The organism is Streptococcus pseudoporcinus LQ 940-04 (assembly GCF_000188035.1).
GTDB lineage: Bacteria > Bacillota > Bacilli > Lactobacillales > Streptococcaceae > Streptococcus > Streptococcus pseudoporcinus.
On sequence record NZ_AEUY02000005.1, the window covers coordinates 1,398,297 to 1,414,704 of the forward strand.

Annotated in this window: 14 protein-coding genes and 3 pseudogenes; 13 read left to right on the top strand and 4 right to left on the bottom strand. The window is 35.8% G+C overall.

All coding sequences use genetic code 11. The features are described from left to right. The first annotated feature begins 200 nt into the window (after nucleotides 1–200). From STRPS_RS08250 to STRPS_RS08265, 4 genes and pseudogenes are all read left to right on the top strand, one after another. A complete protein-coding gene (locus tag STRPS_RS08250; protein WP_000103845.1) occupies nucleotides 201–647 on the top strand; it encodes a CopY/TcrY family copper transport repressor in 447 nt (148 codons plus the stop codon). 22 nt (nucleotides 648–669) lie between these two features. Continuing rightward, a pseudogene (locus STRPS_RS08255) lies at nucleotides 670–1,178 on the top strand (HAD-IC family P-type ATPase); the annotation flags it as partial. Between the two features lie 79 nt (nucleotides 1,179–1,257). Beyond that, nucleotides 1,258–1,464: a copper chaperone TcrZ gene (tcrZ, locus tag STRPS_RS08260; protein ID WP_000711500.1), complete on the top strand. Its 207-nt coding sequence runs from the start codon at nucleotides 1,258–1,260 to the stop codon at nucleotides 1,462–1,464. A gap of 138 nt (nucleotides 1,465–1,602) precedes the next feature. Continuing rightward, the gene (locus STRPS_RS08265; protein WP_001245437.1) at nucleotides 1,603–3,690 is read left to right on the top strand and encodes a heavy metal translocating P-type ATPase; all 2,088 of its coding nucleotides are present in this window, start codon (nucleotides 1,603–1,605) and stop codon (nucleotides 3,688–3,690) included. Between the two features lie 173 nt (nucleotides 3,691–3,863). On the opposite strand, the gene STRPS_RS08270 is transcribed toward STRPS_RS08265, so the two are convergent. Continuing rightward, the gene (locus STRPS_RS08270; RefSeq protein WP_000934381.1) at nucleotides 3,864–4,460 is read right to left on the bottom strand and encodes a TIGR01906 family membrane protein; all 597 of its coding nucleotides are present in this window, start codon (nucleotides 4,458–4,460) and stop codon (nucleotides 3,864–3,866) included. 8 nt (nucleotides 4,461–4,468) lie between these two features. On the opposite strand from STRPS_RS08270, the gene STRPS_RS08275 reads away from it, so the two are divergent. Beyond that, nucleotides 4,469–5,257, top strand: coding sequence for a hypothetical protein (locus tag STRPS_RS08275; protein ID WP_000540327.1), 789 nt, complete (start codon nucleotides 4,469–4,471; stop codon nucleotides 5,255–5,257). A 53-nt stretch (nucleotides 5,258–5,310) separates the two neighbouring features. Here the strand turns inward: STRPS_RS08275 and STRPS_RS08280 are convergent, their stop codons facing one another. Next, nucleotides 5,311–5,610 (bottom strand): DUF5960 family protein, encoded by a 300-nt coding sequence (locus STRPS_RS08280; protein WP_001072464.1) that lies wholly within the window; start codon nucleotides 5,608–5,610, stop codon nucleotides 5,311–5,313. Between the two features lie 225 nt (nucleotides 5,611–5,835). Between STRPS_RS08280 and STRPS_RS08285 the strand changes: the two genes are divergently transcribed. Together STRPS_RS08285 and STRPS_RS08290 are read left to right on the top strand one after the other, a co-directional pair. Then, nucleotides 5,836–6,180: an ArsR/SmtB family transcription factor gene (locus tag STRPS_RS08285; RefSeq protein ID WP_037598943.1), complete on the top strand. Its 345-nt coding sequence runs from the start codon at nucleotides 5,836–5,838 to the stop codon at nucleotides 6,178–6,180. Next, nucleotides 6,173–8,302: a heavy metal translocating P-type ATPase gene (locus STRPS_RS08290; RefSeq protein WP_000086363.1), complete on the top strand. Its 2,130-nt coding sequence runs from the start codon at nucleotides 6,173–6,175 to the stop codon at nucleotides 8,300–8,302. Before STRPS_RS08285 ends, STRPS_RS08290 begins: the two co-directional genes overlap by 8 nt. 274 nt (nucleotides 8,303–8,576) lie before the next feature. Here STRPS_RS08290 and STRPS_RS08295 read toward each other — a convergent pair. After that, nucleotides 8,577–9,014, bottom strand: a pseudogene (locus STRPS_RS08295) (IS3 family transposase); the annotation flags it as partial. Nucleotides 9,015–9,731: 717 nt separating this feature from the next. Between STRPS_RS08295 and STRPS_RS08300 the strand changes: the two are divergent. The 6 genes from STRPS_RS08300 (at nucleotide 9,732) to STRPS_RS08325 (ending at nucleotide 14,451) form a co-directional block, all read left to right on the top strand. Next, nucleotides 9,732–10,094, top strand: coding sequence for an SAG1252 family conjugative relaxosome accessory protein (locus STRPS_RS08300; RefSeq protein ID WP_000527641.1), 363 nt, complete (start codon nucleotides 9,732–9,734; stop codon nucleotides 10,092–10,094). 6 nt (nucleotides 10,095–10,100) lie between these two features. After that, nucleotides 10,101–10,466 (top strand): MobC family plasmid mobilization relaxosome protein, encoded by a 366-nt coding sequence (locus STRPS_RS08305; protein WP_007891272.1) that lies wholly within the window; start codon nucleotides 10,101–10,103, stop codon nucleotides 10,464–10,466. Then, entirely contained in the window at nucleotides 10,453–12,318 is a 1,866-nt protein-coding gene (locus STRPS_RS08310) for an SAG1250 family conjugative relaxase (protein WP_007896224.1), read from the top strand. Before STRPS_RS08305 ends, STRPS_RS08310 begins: the two co-directional genes overlap by 14 nt. Nucleotides 12,319–12,498: 180 nt before the next feature. Beyond that, nucleotides 12,499–12,723: a helix-turn-helix domain-containing protein gene (locus STRPS_RS08315; RefSeq protein ID WP_000286254.1), complete on the top strand. Its 225-nt coding sequence runs from the start codon at nucleotides 12,499–12,501 to the stop codon at nucleotides 12,721–12,723. Between the two features lie 278 nt (nucleotides 12,724–13,001). Then, nucleotides 13,002–13,229, top strand: a complete 228-nt coding sequence (locus tag STRPS_RS08320) for a DUF3173 domain-containing protein (protein WP_001258319.1) — start codon at nucleotides 13,002–13,004, stop codon at nucleotides 13,227–13,229. A 22-nt stretch (nucleotides 13,230–13,251) separates the two neighbouring features. Further along, the gene (locus STRPS_RS08325) at nucleotides 13,252–14,451 is read left to right on the top strand and encodes a tyrosine-type recombinase/integrase (protein ID WP_000201988.1); all 1,200 of its coding nucleotides are present in this window, start codon (nucleotides 13,252–13,254) and stop codon (nucleotides 14,449–14,451) included. Nucleotides 14,452–15,314: 863 nt separating this feature from the next. Here the strand turns inward: STRPS_RS08325 and STRPS_RS08330 are convergent. Continuing rightward, nucleotides 15,315–16,168, bottom strand: a pseudogene (locus STRPS_RS08330) (helix-turn-helix domain-containing protein). Nucleotides 16,169–16,408: the final 240 nt, after the last annotated feature.

A 16,408-nucleotide genomic window follows, 5' to 3' on the forward strand; every position in this document is an offset into this window, starting at 1 on the left:
CCTAACAGCTCCAAACCTGTCATCAAATGAAATCGATGAGTTATCAGAATGAGTCGTAGCCTTCATCTCACAGTATAGGTAGATGGCTAATTTCATTTTAAAACTTTCAGTTTTAAGGGACTGACCCCAAAAAGTGAGAATTTAATAAAAAGACTTGACATATTTCGTTTACATACGTAAACAACAAGGAGGAAAGGAAAATGAGCACAATAGAACTTAATACTTCTATCACAGATGCTGAATGGGAAGTCATGCGTGTAGTTTGGGCAAATGATCGAGTAACTAGTAAAAAAGTCATTTCCGTAATGCAAGAAAAAATGGACTGGACACAATCCACTATCAAAACGATCTTAGGTCGATTAGTTGGAAAAGGCGTACTAAATACAGAGCATGAAGGTAGAAAGTTTATTTACACTGCCAATATTGAAGAGACAGAAGCCGTAAGGGATTATGCAGAAGATATTTTTAACCGTATTTGCAATAAGAAAGTCGGAAATGTAATAGGAAGCATCATTGAAGATCATGTTTTAAGCTTCGATGATATAGATCGACTAGAGAAAATATTAGAGATAAAAAAATCTTTCGCAGTAGAAGAAGTGGATTGTCAGTGTACAGAAGGGCAATGCGATTGCCATGAAGGCTGTTAAAGAACTTAGAAGACGCGGTGTTGAAGTAATCATGATTACTGGAGATAACAAACGAACAGCCAAAGCGATTGCTAAGCAAGTGGGTATAGACAGTGTATTAAGTGAAGTATTACTTGAAGATAAAGCAGAGGAAGTCAAAAAACTACAAGAGGCAGGCAAGAAGGTAGCGATGGTTGGAGACGGCATTAACGATGCACCCGCATTAGCTCAAGCAGATGTCGGAATTGCAGTTGGATCAGGTACAGACGTGGCGATTGAATCGGCTGATATTGTCCTTATGCGTAATGATTTAACCGCTGTATTGACTATGATTGATTTAAGTCATGCAACGCTACGAAACATTAAACAAAACTTGTTCTGGGCTTTTGCTTACAACCTTGTAGGTATTCCAGTTGCGATGGGTCTTTTGTATATTTTTGGCGGACCATTGATGAGTCCAATGTTGGCGGGGCAGTCGCCGTGAGTTTCAGCTCCGTATCGGTCTTGCTCAATGCTTTACGGTTAAGACGATTCAAACCAGCAGTTGTTTAGAAAACACGTAGCTTATCTGGGATTTAAACTTCTACCTATTCTATATAATAGGAGAAGATAAAAAAAGGGGAATAAAATAATGAAAAAAGAAATCTTATTAGATGGCGTAAAATGTGCAGGTTGTGCGAACACGGTACAAGAAAGATTTTCAGCTATTGAAGGGGTTGAATCTGTAGAGGTTGATTTAGCGACTAAAAAAGCAGTACTTGAAAGTCAAACAGAGATTGATACCGAAACGCTCAATGCTGCTTTAGCAGAAACTAACTATTCAGTATTAAGTGCATAAAGTACGAATAACATTTATTCATAGATAGTAGCTAGAGATAAAGTATAGAACCCTTTTCGTGAGAATTATATGCAGTGTTAGATGAGAAAGTTCTAAAACTTTAAAATCAGTCTCTAATATAATAAGGAGGAATTAAAAATGAGAAATAACAAAAAACATTCGTCACATAGTCATCATAATCACGGCGACATGGATCACTCAAAACACGACCATAATGAAATGGAACATAGTCAGATGGATCACAGCAATATGGATCACAGTGAAATGGATCATGGCGCAATGGGAGGGCATGCCCACCACCATCACGGTAGCTTTAAGGAGATTTTCTTGAAGTCACTCCCATTAGGAATTGCAATCTTACTCATTACGCCTATGATGGATATTCAGTTGCCTTTCCAAATTATCTTTCCTTATGCAGACGTTGTAGCAGCTGTATTGGCAACAATTCTATACATTTATGGCGGAAAACCATTCTACATGGGTGCGAAAGATGAGTTTAATTCAAAAGCTCCAGGCATGATGTCCTTGATTACTTTGGGAATAACGGTTTCTTATGCCTATAGTCTTTACGCAGTGGCCGCTCGATATGTGACCGGAGAACATGTCATGGACTTCTTCTTTGAGTTTACAACGTTAATTTTAATCATGTTATTAGGACACTGGATTGAAATGAAGGCATTGGGTGAAGCAGGGGACGCGCAAAAAGCATTGGCTGAGTTGGTGCCGAAAGATGCTCATGTTGTTTTAGAAGACGATTCGATTGAGACTCGTCCTGTGTCTGAACTTCAGATTGGAGATGTTATCCGTGTTCAAGCAGGAGAAAATGTTCCAGCTGATGGTATCATTATCCGCGGAGAATCCCGTGTAAACGAAGCGCTTGTGACTGGGGAATCGAAACCAATTGAAAAAAAACCCGGAGATGAGGTCATCGGTGGATCAACCAATGGTGGCGGAGTCCTCTATGTGGAAATAAAGCAGACGGGCGATAAGTCCTTCATTTCTCAGGTTCAGACATTAATCAGCCAAGCACAAAGCCAACCATCTCGAGCAGAGAATGTGGCTCACAAAGTAGCTAGCTGGTTGTTCTACATTGCCGTTGTAGTAGCTTTAATCGCTCTAGTAGCCTGGATGATCATTGCAGATTTACCTACAGCCGTTATCTTTACTGTGACTGCGTTAGTTATTGCCTGCCCACATGCTTTGGGTCTTGCTATTCCCTTGGTAGTATCACGTAGTACTAGTTTGGGTGCAAGCCGAGGATTACTGGTTAAAAATAGAGAAGCTTTGGAATTAACTACTAAAGCGGATGTTATGGTATTGGATAAAACAGGTACTTTAACAACTGGTGAATTTAAAGTCTTGGACGTCACTGTTTTGAGTGATAAATATTCTGAAGAAGAAATTACAGGCTTGTTGGCGGGTATAGAGGCGGGCTCCAGTCACCCGATTGCCCAATCGATTGTGAACCACGCTGAAGCGAAAGGCATTAAGTCAGTTTCCTTTGACTCCATTGAAATCGTTTCGGGAGCAGGAATAGAAGGGGAGGCGAACGGCCACCACTATCAATTAATCAGCCAAAAGGCATACGGAAAAGCATTGCGTATGGATATTCCGAAAGGCGCTACTTTAAGTATCCTTGTAGAAAATAATGAAGCAATCGGCGCTGTCGCATTGGGAGATGAACTGAAAGAAACCAGCAGAAACTTGATCGAGGTGCTGAAAAAATACGGAATTGAACCACTCATGGCTACTGGTGATAACGAGGAAGCTGCACAAGGAGTTGCAGAAGTTCTAGGTATTCAATACCAAGCCAATCAATCTCCGGAAGATAAGTACAAGCTGGTCGAGTCCATGAAAAACCAAAACAAGACGGTTATCATGGTAGGAGACGGGGTCAATGACGCACCTTCCCTTGCCTTGGCAGACGTAGGTATTGCAATCGGAGCTGGAACGCAAGTAGCTTTGGATTCTGCGGATATTATCCTTACTCAGTCTGATCCAGGGGATATTGAATCCTTTATCGAGTTAGCAAACAAGACGACACGTAAAATGAAACAAAACTTGGTATGGGGAGCAGGCTACAATTTTATCGCGATTCCAATTGCTGCTGGCCTCCTTGCTCCTATCGGCATTACCTTGGGTCCGGCCTTCGGCGCCGTCCTCATGTCCTTATCGACCGTTATTGTTGCCATCAATGCTATGACATTGAAATTAGAGCCGAAATAAAACGAAGCAGGAACGAAAAAACACTGGCTGGTTTGACCCCCTTCCAGAATCGGGTCAGACCAGCCAGTATGCTGTATAAGGAAAATCATAGATCGATAAATTTTCGATAAAAACAGGGCTCCCATGCTTTCGATGGAGAGCCCTGTTTTTCTTATGAACCATAACCTTTTTAATCAACGGCTTGGGGCAGAGATTCGATATTTAGTAGTGAAGTACCCCAGGATTAGGAAGACTTCGATTAATCCAAAGGCCAAGAGGAAACTGTGCATAAAGAACTCGGCAGGTAAAGCTAAGATAATAGGATCAGTAGTGGCATTGAAGAGCCAGGCGTCATTGTTAAAGAAAACTTTATGGAAAAGCACAAACAGCGTGTCGAAGCTAACCAGGAGAGCCAAAAGGATAGCAAGGGGAATAAGGGTTCCCTGGCGGAAGTAGGGTAGGAGCCGCCAAGATTCTCGTCTCCTATTTAGATGTCGTACAAACCATAGCGTGCCCATTCCAGAAAAGATCAAGATCAGGTAGTCCAGCATAAAAAGCTTCTTGACCTCGAAAAAGTGGAAAAGCCCACTAGCCGAACTAGGGAAATCCGGCATATCCAATGCGAGAAACCATGGGATATTCAAATAGGTCAGGAGGATGCGGTAGTTTTCCAGAATCTGCTCCTTTGATAGACCGACATATTTAGGAATATTCAGATAATCAATGTCGAAAGCATATAAGGGAGTAACTATTTTACTCTCTTCAAAATGCAGAAAATATTGATTTAACATCAATAGCCATGGGGTATTTTAAATCTATTGAACAATTTCTATTTTCCTATATCTCTTTACATACCATAGAAAAGGATTCTGTAAACCGTAAAATATTTGCAGGAGCTAAACCGTTAGATACACTCTCTGACAAACTCCTTAATGATAGTTCAAAAGTTAAAAATATAAATCTTAAATCTATTACAAGTTTTTTTGGAGATTTTAACAGTCAGAAATTCTATCCACGTAATATGGATTTACTTGCTGATGGTATTGATGACGAAACGTATTATTATATTGTTGAGTCATTGTCAACTTTTGTAGGATTAAGAAATGGCTATTTTCATAAGCATAATTTAAATGATTGGACAACAATTGAAGAAACTAGAAACCATGCATTGTTAATTTTTTATCTAGTACTAGGAGGGTATAGAATATCGGAGCAAGATAAACTAGATCTCGGTTTGATTAAAACTGTAGAAAGTGGCTACTTAAATCTATGTGAGTATATTCATAATAGAAAAATTGATAATATGCTTGAGATACCAATCTTTTATTTTGGGAGAGATCGTAACGAGTTTGATTTTTACATTTCGAATAAAGACCCTTTTATCACAAATGACAGTAATCAGGAGCCAATTTATTCTGGAGCATATTTTAAACGACTTGGAAACTCAAAAAGTTTGTTTAAGCTAACAGATAGTAATATCCCTGAGGAAATCTGGGAAGGAAAATTAATAATTGGTCGGCAGGGACCTAGTTTTAAACCATCTGGTCCTTTGGAAAAATATTCGAAGATGGTAAATTTTTCAAAATAGAATAGCTTAGATTTTATGAAGATTAAAAATAGGAACAGTCAATTGAACAGTTCCTATTTTTGTGTTAAGTATGTAGTTGTTTTCTTATATGTATAATGATAGATTAGTGGATTCTCTTCTAAGGTTCTTACTTCAAATATGAAGAAGTGATCGCGGTTATCTTTGGACTTTTCCTTATTCAGGACAAAGTAATTCTTACGTGAAGTCGCCATTGTTTTGAGGATATCATCGGTCAGGAAGATCAATGGAATATTCATGTTGGAGTAGCGGTAGAAGTCACGTTCAAAATCTTGGTAGCTCTCGCTGTAATAGTCCATTTGCAGGTGATTACGCTGAAACTCAAGCTGATTCATAAAGCACCTCCTCAACAAGTTCAATACTAATAATGTTATGTACTTAAAGTCTTATGCAGTTTGGTTATTTTGTTATTAGAATTGGGTACTCCAAGTCTTTTTTTATGAATTTTTTTATTCATTCAAAAAAACACTTGAATTAATTAATGAAAAGGGTTATACTATATTCAAACAAATACTTGAATGATATTGAGGTGAGAATATGATTAAAAAAATACTTGTGAAATTTATTGTTATGACGAAGAAAAGGTCAATCGAATACAAGGTAATTTACAGACAGTAGATATTTCTAGTGTTGCCCAAATGTTAAAAGCTATTGCAGATAAAAATAGAGCAAAAATTACCTATGCATTGTGTCAAGATGACGAACTGTGTGTGTGTGATATTGCAAATATTATAGGTGTTACGGTTGCAAATACCTCTCATCACCTGCGAACGCTCCATAAGCAAGGGATTGTTAAGTTTCGAAAAGAGGGAAAACTTGCATTTTATTCCTTAGATGATGAGTATATCAGACAAATTATGATGATTGCATTGGCACATAAGAAAGAGGTGAAGATCAATGTCTAGAGGGAAAGCAAAACAGTCTGAAAAAGAAATGAAAGCCTATCGTGTTCAAGGATTTACTTGTACTAACTGTGCAGCCATTTTTGAAAATAATGTTAAAGAACTTCCCGGTGTTCAGGATGCGAAAGTAAATTTCGGAGCATCTAAAGTTTATGTTAAAGGGACGACAACCATTGAAGAATTAGAAAAAGCAGGAGCATTTGAAAATTTAAAAATTCGAGATGAAAAAGAACAAAGGGTAGGAGGAGAACCTTTTTGGAAGCAGAAAGAAAACATTAAGGTATATATATCAGCTCTTTTACTTGTAGTTAGCTGGTTCTTAGGAGAGCAGTATGGTGAAGAGCATGTTCTACCGACAATTGGTTATGCAGCGTCCATTTTAATCGGTGGATATTCGTTATTTATTAAAGGTCTCAAAAATTTAAGAAGATTAAATTTCGATATGAATACGCTTATGACTATTGCCATTATAGGAGCTGCAATTATTGGTGAATGGGGTGAAGGGGCAACCGTTGTTATCCTATTTGCGATTAGTGAAGCATTAGAGCGTTATTCAATGGATAAAGCACGTCAATCTATTGAATCTTTAATGGATATTGCCCCAAAAGAAGCGTTAATTCGACGAGGCAATGAAGAAATGATGATTCATGTTGATGAGATTCAAGTTGGAGACATCATGATAGTTAAGCCCGGTCAAAAGTTAGCAATGGATGGAATAGTGGTTAAAGGTACATCGACATTAAATCAGGCTGCGATTACAGGTGAAAGTGTTCCAGTAACGAAAATCACAAATGATGAAGTATTTGCAGGAACCTTGAATGAAGAAGGGTTACTTGAGGTTAAAGTAACAAAACGAGTTGAAGATACTACTCTTTCAAAAATCATTCACTTGGTAGAAGAAGCCCAAGCAGAACGGGCCCCCTCTCAAGCGTTTGTCGATAAATTTGCAAAATACTATACACCAGCTATTGTCATACTAGCTCTTTTAATTGCAGTAGTTCCACCATTATTTGGCGGAGACTGGAGCCAATGGATTTATCAAGGATTAGCTGTATTAGTGGTTGGTTGTCCTTGTGCCTTAGTAGTCTCAACTCCAGTTGCTGTGGTTACAGCAATAGGAAATGCAGCGAAAAATGGTGTATTAATTAAAGGTGGTATCCATTTAGAAGCAGCAGGACACTTAAAAGCGATAGCATTTGATAAAACAGGAACATTAACCAAAGGGATTCCAGCTGTAACAGACATTGTGACATATGGTAGAAATGAAAATGAATTAATAACCATAACATCAGCCATTGAAAAAGGATCGCAGCACCCTCTTGCTTCAGCGATTATGCGAAAAGCAGAAGAAAATGGATTAAAATTCAATGAAGTAACAGTAGAGGATTTTCAATCCATTACAGGTAAAGGCGTTAAAGCCAAAATAAATAATGAAATGTATTATGTGGGAAGTCAAAATCTTTTTGAGGAATTACACGGAAGCATTTCAAGCGATAAAAAAGAAAAAATTGCCGATATGCAAACTCAAGGTAAAACGGTGATGGTGTTAGGAACAGAAAAAGAAATTCTTTCGTTTATTGCCGTAGCCGATGAAATGAGGGAATCGTCTAAAGAAGTTATCGGCAAGTTGAACAATATGGGAATCGAAACAGTGATGCTAACAGGCGATAACCAAAGAACGGCAACAGCCATCGGAAAACAAGTTGGTGTTTCGGATATTAAAGCTGACTTACTTCCAGAAGATAAGCTTAATTTTATTAAAGAACTTCGAGAAAAACATCAAAGTGTGGGGATGGTCGGAGATGGCGTGAATGATGCTCCAGCCCTTGCGGCATCTACCGTTGGTGTAGCAATGGGTGGTGCTGGAACTGATACAGCTTTAGAAACGGCTGACATCGCCTTAATGTCTGATGATTTGAGTAAATTGCCATATACAATAAAATTAAGCCGTAAGGCTTTAGCAATCATCAAGCAAAACATTACCTTCTCTTTGGCGATTAAATTAGTGGCATTACTTTTGGTCATGCCCGGTTGGTTAACACTTTGGATAGCGATATTTGCTGATATGGGAGCAACTTTACTTGTAACATTAAACAGTTTACGCTTATTGAAAATCAAAGAATAGGTTCTAAAATGGGTGTCAACAATCGGATGCGATCATTGAAAACAATGTTATGCTTCAAAAGGGATATTAACAGGAAATATACAACTAAAGGACGCTTTAACTGAGCAACGGAAAAAGCCAAATTTCTCAATTGATGTTGAGAAATTTGGAGAATGTTTATACGATTAGTAAAGTTGGCTAAAATAATAAAGTTATTAATCTCATGGAGTATTTGAACTTGCAAAAAAATATTTATGAGTCATTGTACTGACCCCAAAAAGTTAGACAAAAAATATTATTGAAAGGATTTAATTCTATACTGAACAGGACTAAGTCCTTTTAGTTTTTCTTTAATGCATTTATTGTTGTAGTAAAAAATATACTCGGTGATAGCTTGCTCCAGTTGATCCAGAGACTTGAAAGTCTTCTCAAAGCCATAAAACATCTCTTTCTTCAAGACACCAAAGAAGGATTCCATCATACCATTATCCGTGCTGGTCCCTTTGCGAGACATGGAAGGATGTATGCCTTTACTTGCAAGAAAGCGGTGATAGACTTCATGTTGGTATTGCCAACCTTGGTCACTATGGAGAATGGTATTTGGGTAAGTTTCCTCAGGGAAGACCTTCTCAAGCATGGTCTTGACTTGTATGAGGTTTGGAGAGCGGGATAAGGTAAAATCAATAATTTCGCTATTATAGCCATCCAGAACAGGAGAAAGATATCTTCTTTTTTCTTAATTCTTTTTTTCTTGTCACTAGCTGGCAATACGTTCTTAATGACTTTTGGTGTTAGTGAAGCATAAGTGACAGTAGGACTAACGTCTTTCGAGTACACTACAAAGTAGAGCACACCACCTTCAGTTAGATAATGCTCCAAATTAATCCTGCTTAGAGGGTATCCAACATTTTCGTTATAATAATCATCACAACCTTTAAACTGAACAGGAATTCGCTCCAAAAAATCAATATTTCGTCTTTCTATATTTTTGTAAAAGTATATGTGACCATCCCAGATTGGTTATTTATCTCCCTCAGAAATTTCTCTGTTAATATGTTTTGATTTTTTTAACGCCATTTTTAAATAATCGACAGCATCTTCTTCAATTTGTTTAGATGATTTGGACATAATGCACCTCTTTGAAAATATTCCTATAAAAGTATTATATCAATTTTGTGATACCTTTTCCAAATCATCCCTGTTATCCTAATACCATTCCTAAGAAAATCAATCCTTGATTTTTCACTGGGGGTTTGGGGGCGGAGCCACCAAGTTATCTTATCGTTGGCTGTCAAAACTGGAAGGTTTTGGTCAGCTGGCGATATGATTTTTGGGATATTGTGGACACAATATCTGAGCTCGCAAAGACCTGAAAGGAAGATATTATGCAGTGCCGTGTCTAATACGAGGGCGGGGATATACCGATATTAAAGAATGAGGAGGATACAGGATGGGAAATCTAGTTAGAGAGATACGTAAGGAAGTCAATTTCTCAATAGAAGAGTATCAACAGATACAAAATTTTATGGAACAGGAGGGATATGAACAATTTTCCCCTTTTGCTAGAGGTAAATTATTGAAAATAGACCACCAACCATCTCAGCAGCTTGAAGAATGGATAAAATATTTACAGCACCAAAAAGTAGAACAGATTTACCGGGATGTACATGAAATACTTGTTCTGGCAAAGTTGTCTCAATCAGTTACTATGGAACATCTTGAAATCATCCTGACTTGTATCAAAGACTTGATGAAGGAAATTGAGGTAACTATTCCATTAAGCTATTCATTCAAAGACAAGTACATGGGGTAAGTTATTATGGAAAATCGTTATCGAACCAATGTGAAAAAGGTGTATTTGAGTGATCAAGAATTAATTATCCTCAATAAAAATCTTGCTCAGAGTCAGTGTCCAAACTTTTCGCATTATGCCAGAAAAACCTTACTCAATCCTCGTATGAATTTTATCACAATCGATACAAGAGGTTTTCAAGACCTGATTTTTGAAATTCGTAGGATTGGAAATAATATAAACCAGATTGCACGTTCGGTAAATCAAAGCCACCTACTTAGTCTTCAACAAGTCAAAGAATTGCAGCTCGGTATAGCAGAGTTAGAAACACAGTTACAACAAGATTTTGACATAAAGTGTCAGCGATTGAGAGAATTTTATGGTCATCACTAAGCATTATGCTGTTCATGGGAAAAAATACCGCCGTCAATTGATTAAGTATATTCTTGATCCTAAGAAAACCAGGAATTTATCATTGATTTCAGATTTTGGGATGAGTAATTATCTTGATTTTCCTGACTATGTGGAACTGGTGAAGATGTATCAAAATAATTTTCTTTCAAATGACCAACTCTACGACTCACGGTTTGATAGACAAGAGAAAAAGCAACAGAAAATACATGCTCATCATATTATTCAGTCTTTCTCACCTGAAGATAAATTAAGCCCAGAGGAAATCAATCGTATTGGCTATGAAACGATAAAAGAGTTGATAGGTGGTCAATATAAATTCATTGTTGCCACTCATGTTGATCAGGACCATTGTCATAATCACATTATTATCAACTCAATCAATAGCCAATCTCAAAAAAAGTTGAAGTGGGACTACGCTCTTGAAAGAAATTTACAAATGATTTCGGATAGAATTTCTAAAGTAGCGGGTGCTAAAATCATTCCACCTAAACGTTATTCTCATAGAGATTATGAGGTCTATCGACGTTCTAATCACAAATACGAATTGAAGCAGCGGTTATTTTTTCTCATGGAACATTCAATTGATTTCAATGATTTTATGCAAAAAGCTGAGCAACTAAATGTCAAAATAGATTTCTCAAGGAAACATAGCCGATTTTTTATGACAGATAGAAATATGAAGCAAGTCATCCAAGGAGATAAGCTGAATAAGAGAGAACCCTATTCAAAAGAATATTTTCAACGTTACTTTGCCAAGAAAAATATTGAACTGATTTTAGAATTTTTATTGCTAAGATCCAACTCATTTGATGATTTAGTTGAGAAAGCTCGGTTACTGGGATTAGAATTGAAGAGCAAGAAAAAAACGATAGATTTTGTTCTTTCTGATGGAAAAAGCTGCATTTCCATACCAAATAAGTCATTAAGAAAGAAAAATCTTTATGATACTACGTATTTTGATAGTTATTTCAAGGAACATGATGTGTTTGAAGTGCTTCATAATAATGAAGTAAAAATAGAATTTGAAAAGTTTGAGACACAACAGCTTTCAGAAATATTGACTGTAGAAGAAATAACCGAAGCTTATGAAACGTATAAAACTAAGAGAGATGCTGTACATGAGTTTGAAGTTGAGATCACGGAGGAGCAAATTGAAAAAATTGTGCTAGATGGTCTATTTGTTAAAGTTTGGATGGGTATTGGACAAGAAGGACTAATCTTCATTCCAAATCATCAACTTAATATCTTAGAACAAGAAAATAAGAAGCAGTATCAGGTGTTTATTCGAGAAACATCTTCTTATTTCATTTATCATAAAGAGGACTCAGAAATGAATCGATTTATGAAAGGAAGGGACTTGATTCGCCAACTAACGTTTGACAATAAGTCTTTACCTTATAAGAGACGAATAAGTCTGGTCAGTCTTCAACAAAAAATTGAAGAAATCAATTTATTGATGACATTAAACATTCAAAATAAATCCTTTCTAGAATTAAAAGATGAATTGGTTGGAGACATCGCACAGCTAGATATTGAATTGACAAATCTTCAAGACAAAAACACCACCTTAAACAAGATGGCAGAAGTAGTTGTTAACCTACAAAGTGATAATCAAGATACCAAGCAATTAGCTAAGTATGAATGTTCCAAGATGAATTTATCGCAGAATGTAACAATTGGACAGATTGAATCTGAGATTGAAATGATACAGAATCAGCTAGACAATAAAATCGAAGAATACGAAAATGCGGTTAGAAAGTTGGATGAATATGTAAGAGTTTTAAATATGGATAAATACAAGACAGACGATTTTTCCATTCATATTGAATAAATGTTCAAATTTCCAACATATTCTTGTTTATTTTTGTATAATGTATAATAAAGCTACTCTCAAACCGTCTAATTTGTAAAGAAATAAACGGTTTGGGAGTTTTATTTCTATTGTCCAATTAGGACAATATATCAAATTTCTCCTAGTTATCCTCTATACTTTTCCTTAGGAGAAAGATTGATGTACCGACGTTTAAGGGATTTGAGAGAAGACAATGATTTCACTCAAAAATACGTTGCCGAAAAGCTTTCGTTTACCCACTCTGCTTATTCAAAAATTGAGAGAGGAGAACGTATTTTATCGGCAGATGTAATAATAAAACTTTCAAATCTATATAACGTTAGTACAGATTATTTGTTGGGGCAAACTGACTTTCCCCACCGAATAAAGAATAATTTAAAATAGTCCCTCCTGATTTGTTCATTGACAATTGAATAATTCTAGGTGGGACTTTATTTATTTGTTGAGCAATAGAATGTAATGCGCCAGGAAATGAGCGAAAATCATTTATTCAAAAATAGGATGGTGACCTATCTGCCATAACACAAATAATGATAATGATACTTCTGACCGTTCAGGCTGCCATCGAAAAAGGACAGCGGGTGAAATTCCCATGATTGAACTAACCATTCAAATCCCATCTAGCGTGTAAAATAACTTAGTGATTTGAAGGAGGAAAGTGTATGAGAACTGCTACATATAAAGATTTAATGAACTTAGGATTTCCTGAACATACCTCTAGAGACATTATTCGTGAAGCTAAAAAAATTGCTGTAAAAAAGTTTGAAGAAGCTCGCAAAGTTGACCATAATGCGGTACAATTAAGTAAATCGCCCTTTGACAATCGAAGACTAGGTATCGCACCAGCAGAAATTGTGGAACAATTAATAGGGATTCCACTATCTAAATAACATTTAGAAAGTGAGAATCCAAATGGCAACAAAAAGTAGTAAAAAATACAAAGGTGTTTATTGTGATAATAAGGGAAAGATATTTTATCAGATTGATCTTGGAATCGACCCAGTAACTGGCAAAAGGGTACAAAAGAAAGCTAGAAAAAATCAATATGGTAAAACCTTTGAAACAATGAAAGAAGCATATGACGAATTAGTTCGTATAAAATATGAATTTGCCAACAAAGTCAGTTTAGAAAATTACAATATGACTTTTGAAAACTATATGAACAAAATTTATTTAAGAGCATATAAGCAAAAGGTTCAGTCTGTGACATATAAGACGGCTCTTCCTCATCATAAACTTTTTATTCAATATTTTGGTTTAAAGCCATTAAAAGCAATAACTCCTAGAGATTGCGAAGCTTTTAGATTGCATATCATAGAGAATTATTCTGAAAACTATGCGAAAAATTTATGGTCAAGGTTTAAAGCTTGTATGGGTTATGCAGAAAGACTTGGCTATATTTCAAATATGCCTTGTAAAGCATTAGATAATCCTAGAGGTAAACATCCAGAAACTCCATTTTGGACCTATGCGGAGTTTCAGACATTTATCAAATCATTTGACTTACATGATTATGAAGAATTGCAACGATTTACTGCCATCTGGTTATATTATATGACAGGTGTACGAGTGAGCGAAGGTTTATCTTTATGTTGGGAGGATATTGATTTTGATAAAAAATTTCTAAAGGTACATACAACCTTAGAGAAAGATGAAAATGGTAATTGGTATCGTAAAGACCAAACAAAGACTCCAGCAGGTGAACGACTTATTGAATTGGATGATATTACTATTGAAGTACTTCAAGTTTGGCGAAAAAATCAGTTTGCAAATCAAGATACAGATTTTATCATTTCAAGATTTGGAGATCCTTTTTGCAAATCAACCATTTGTCGCATCATCAAACGGAAAGCTCAACAGGTAGGAGTTCCAGTAATTACAGGAAAAGGTCTCAGACATAGCCATGCATCCTATCTAATCAATGTCTTGAAAAAAGATATTTTATATGTAGCCAGACGTATGGGACATGCCGATAAATCAACAACTTTGAATACTTACAGTCACTGGTTTAATGCTTTAGATAAAACAGTTTCTGAAGAAATCACACAAAATATCAAAAGTGCAGGATTGGATTCAATTTTATGCCAAAATTCCTGCCAAACTTCAAATTAAGAACTCAAACCCCTTGATATTGCACATTTAACAGGTTGTGCAATTGTTACTCTTAAATAATAGAGTGACGCAATTTGATTGCGAAAGCCTAGTTTTAAAGTCTTTACGATTATGTTAAAGCGATTAAAAAAGGGAGAATTCAATTGGATTTTCCCACAAATAAAGCTGGGATAAAAGTTTTTTAGATTATAAAAAGCATAGAGTCATCGTATGATAACTCTATGCTTTTTTTGTTTTGATTGATTTTTCTGTTCCATTAATAATTACTGAGCATCATTATTAACTCCATAGTAATCTTGGTCTGATGTTAATCTCCTCAAATCCTGTCTAGGTTTTCCGATAGTTAGTATAATGAAAACAATATTTCCTATCCTTAGGATAGGTGGCAAGAAATGGAAAGAGTGTCGTGGTATCGGGGGATTGGGGAGGATGAAGACTTTATAATAATGTTCTCTGTTGCGATTTGAAGGTTATAGTCTGCTTTGAGCAGGCTGTTTATGGTGTCGTCCAAAAGTAGCATTAAAGAAGTTGTTGCGACCATGGAAGAGATAATGCTATTAGGGCAACCGTTGAAGTTACATCAATGGTTGCCCTGTTTTTACAAGAGAAGAATAGATTTTTTAAAACGGCATCCGATAGAGTTAAGTTTTTCTTGAGGCAATTTCTGAAAGGTCTTTAATATTTAGCAGAAATTTGATCATTACCTCAATTAAGTATTAGGTGGTTATAAGAGGAAAGATGCTATTTGCCAAAGCGGAATATGCCATTGTGAAAAAGTCAGTTAAATGAGATAGAGATAGCTTCCGTAATGGATGAAGCTATTCTAAAAATGTATAGACTTATAGACGGTGTTAGGAGAAGATCTACTTTGCCTTAACATGTTTTTTGTAGTGTTCGAGATACTGTGATTTCATTTGGGATTCTCCGAGAATTTCAAAGATTTGCATGGCTTTTTCCATTTTTTCTATCCCTTTGGATAAATGATTATTCTTAAATTCCCAATATCCCCTGGCATAAACAAAAACGGTTTGTTCGTAGTAATTTAATTCTTTATCTAACAGTTTCTCTATTTCATTAATGAGAAAGGTACAATTATCAAATTCACTTTTATCAACACTAACGATTAAGCAATTTATTGCTAATTGTGTAACGAGTCTCTTGTTTGTTTTATTCATTGAGGAGTAGATATAATTTTTCAACATTTCTTTAGTAAGTAAAAAACAAGTATTATAATGAATCGTTCTGACACAGTTAGCTAATAGAATAATTTCGTAATAACCCCATTTTTCAATTTTAAAAAGGTAATCCGTTAACTGAAGCATTTCTTCGTCTGATGGCATAACACGGTTATCCAATGTATGTAGAATTGATTTTATCATTGTTCTTTCAAGCGGATTCAATTCATAAGGTGAAGTATTGGAAAGTAAGGCTGTAATCTTATCTTTATTTTGAGATGAATATTGCTTACGAATATATTGCACTAAGTTAGCAAAGAGGCTGTTTTAGGGTAATCATTATCGCGAAGAATAAGAAACTCATCTAAAGAAATATGCAATTTATCTAAAATATTGATAAGTCGGATACAAGATATTTCTGACTCCCCTCGTTCGAATCGCGAAATTTGTGATTTAGAGAGATGTTCATCTGCTACAGAAGATAAACTTACTTGTTTGCCTTTACGGACTTTTCTAAGTGTTTTACCAAGTTTAGATAACATAATTTTTCCCACTTTCCCAACGAAATTTTTGATACTTTTTATTTAGTATACAATAAATACACAACTAAAAAAACATAAAAGGAGAAGTGAGATGAAAGAAGTATTAAAATCCGCCCCAATTCTACTAGTGATCGTAGACATTATAATTATTGCTGGAGGTTGAAAACTTTAGACCTTCAGCAAATTTTTAAGGTAGTGAAAGACGTGTCAAAAATAATAGTAGCTTGTACATTATGAGAG

Excerpts from the sequence above, each read along its gene's own strand:
- tcrZ (WP_000711500.1), top strand. The coding sequence starts at position 1,258 with ATGAAAAAAGAAATCTTATTAGATGGCGTAAAATGTGCAGGTTGTGCG.
- STRPS_RS08310 (WP_007896224.1), top strand. The coding sequence starts at position 10,453 with ATGGTCATCACTAAGCATTATGCTGTTCATGGGAAAAAATACCGCCGT.
- STRPS_RS08270 (WP_000934381.1), bottom strand. The coding sequence starts at position 4,460 with ATGTTAAATCAATATTTTCTGCATTTTGAAGAGAGTAAAATAGTTACT.
- STRPS_RS08280 (WP_001072464.1), bottom strand. The coding sequence starts at position 5,610 with ATGAATCAGCTTGAGTTTCAGCGTAATCACCTGCAAATGGACTATTAC.
- STRPS_RS08315 (WP_000286254.1), top strand. The coding sequence starts at position 12,499 with ATGTACCGACGTTTAAGGGATTTGAGAGAAGACAATGATTTCACTCAA.
- STRPS_RS08320 (WP_001258319.1), top strand. The coding sequence starts at position 13,002 with ATGAGAACTGCTACATATAAAGATTTAATGAACTTAGGATTTCCTGAA.
- STRPS_RS08275 (WP_000540327.1), top strand. The coding sequence starts at position 4,469 with ATGGGGTATTTTAAATCTATTGAACAATTTCTATTTTCCTATATCTCT.
- STRPS_RS08325 (WP_000201988.1), top strand. The coding sequence starts at position 13,252 with ATGGCAACAAAAAGTAGTAAAAAATACAAAGGTGTTTATTGTGATAAT.
- STRPS_RS08265 (WP_001245437.1), top strand. The coding sequence starts at position 1,603 with ATGAGAAATAACAAAAAACATTCGTCACATAGTCATCATAATCACGGC.
- STRPS_RS08300 (WP_000527641.1), top strand. The coding sequence starts at position 9,732 with ATGGGAAATCTAGTTAGAGAGATACGTAAGGAAGTCAATTTCTCAATA.
- STRPS_RS08290 (WP_000086363.1), top strand. The coding sequence starts at position 6,173 with ATGTCTAGAGGGAAAGCAAAACAGTCTGAAAAAGAAATGAAAGCCTAT.
- STRPS_RS08305 (WP_007891272.1), top strand. The coding sequence starts at position 10,101 with ATGGAAAATCGTTATCGAACCAATGTGAAAAAGGTGTATTTGAGTGAT.
- STRPS_RS08250 (WP_000103845.1), top strand. The coding sequence starts at position 201 with ATGAGCACAATAGAACTTAATACTTCTATCACAGATGCTGAATGGGAA.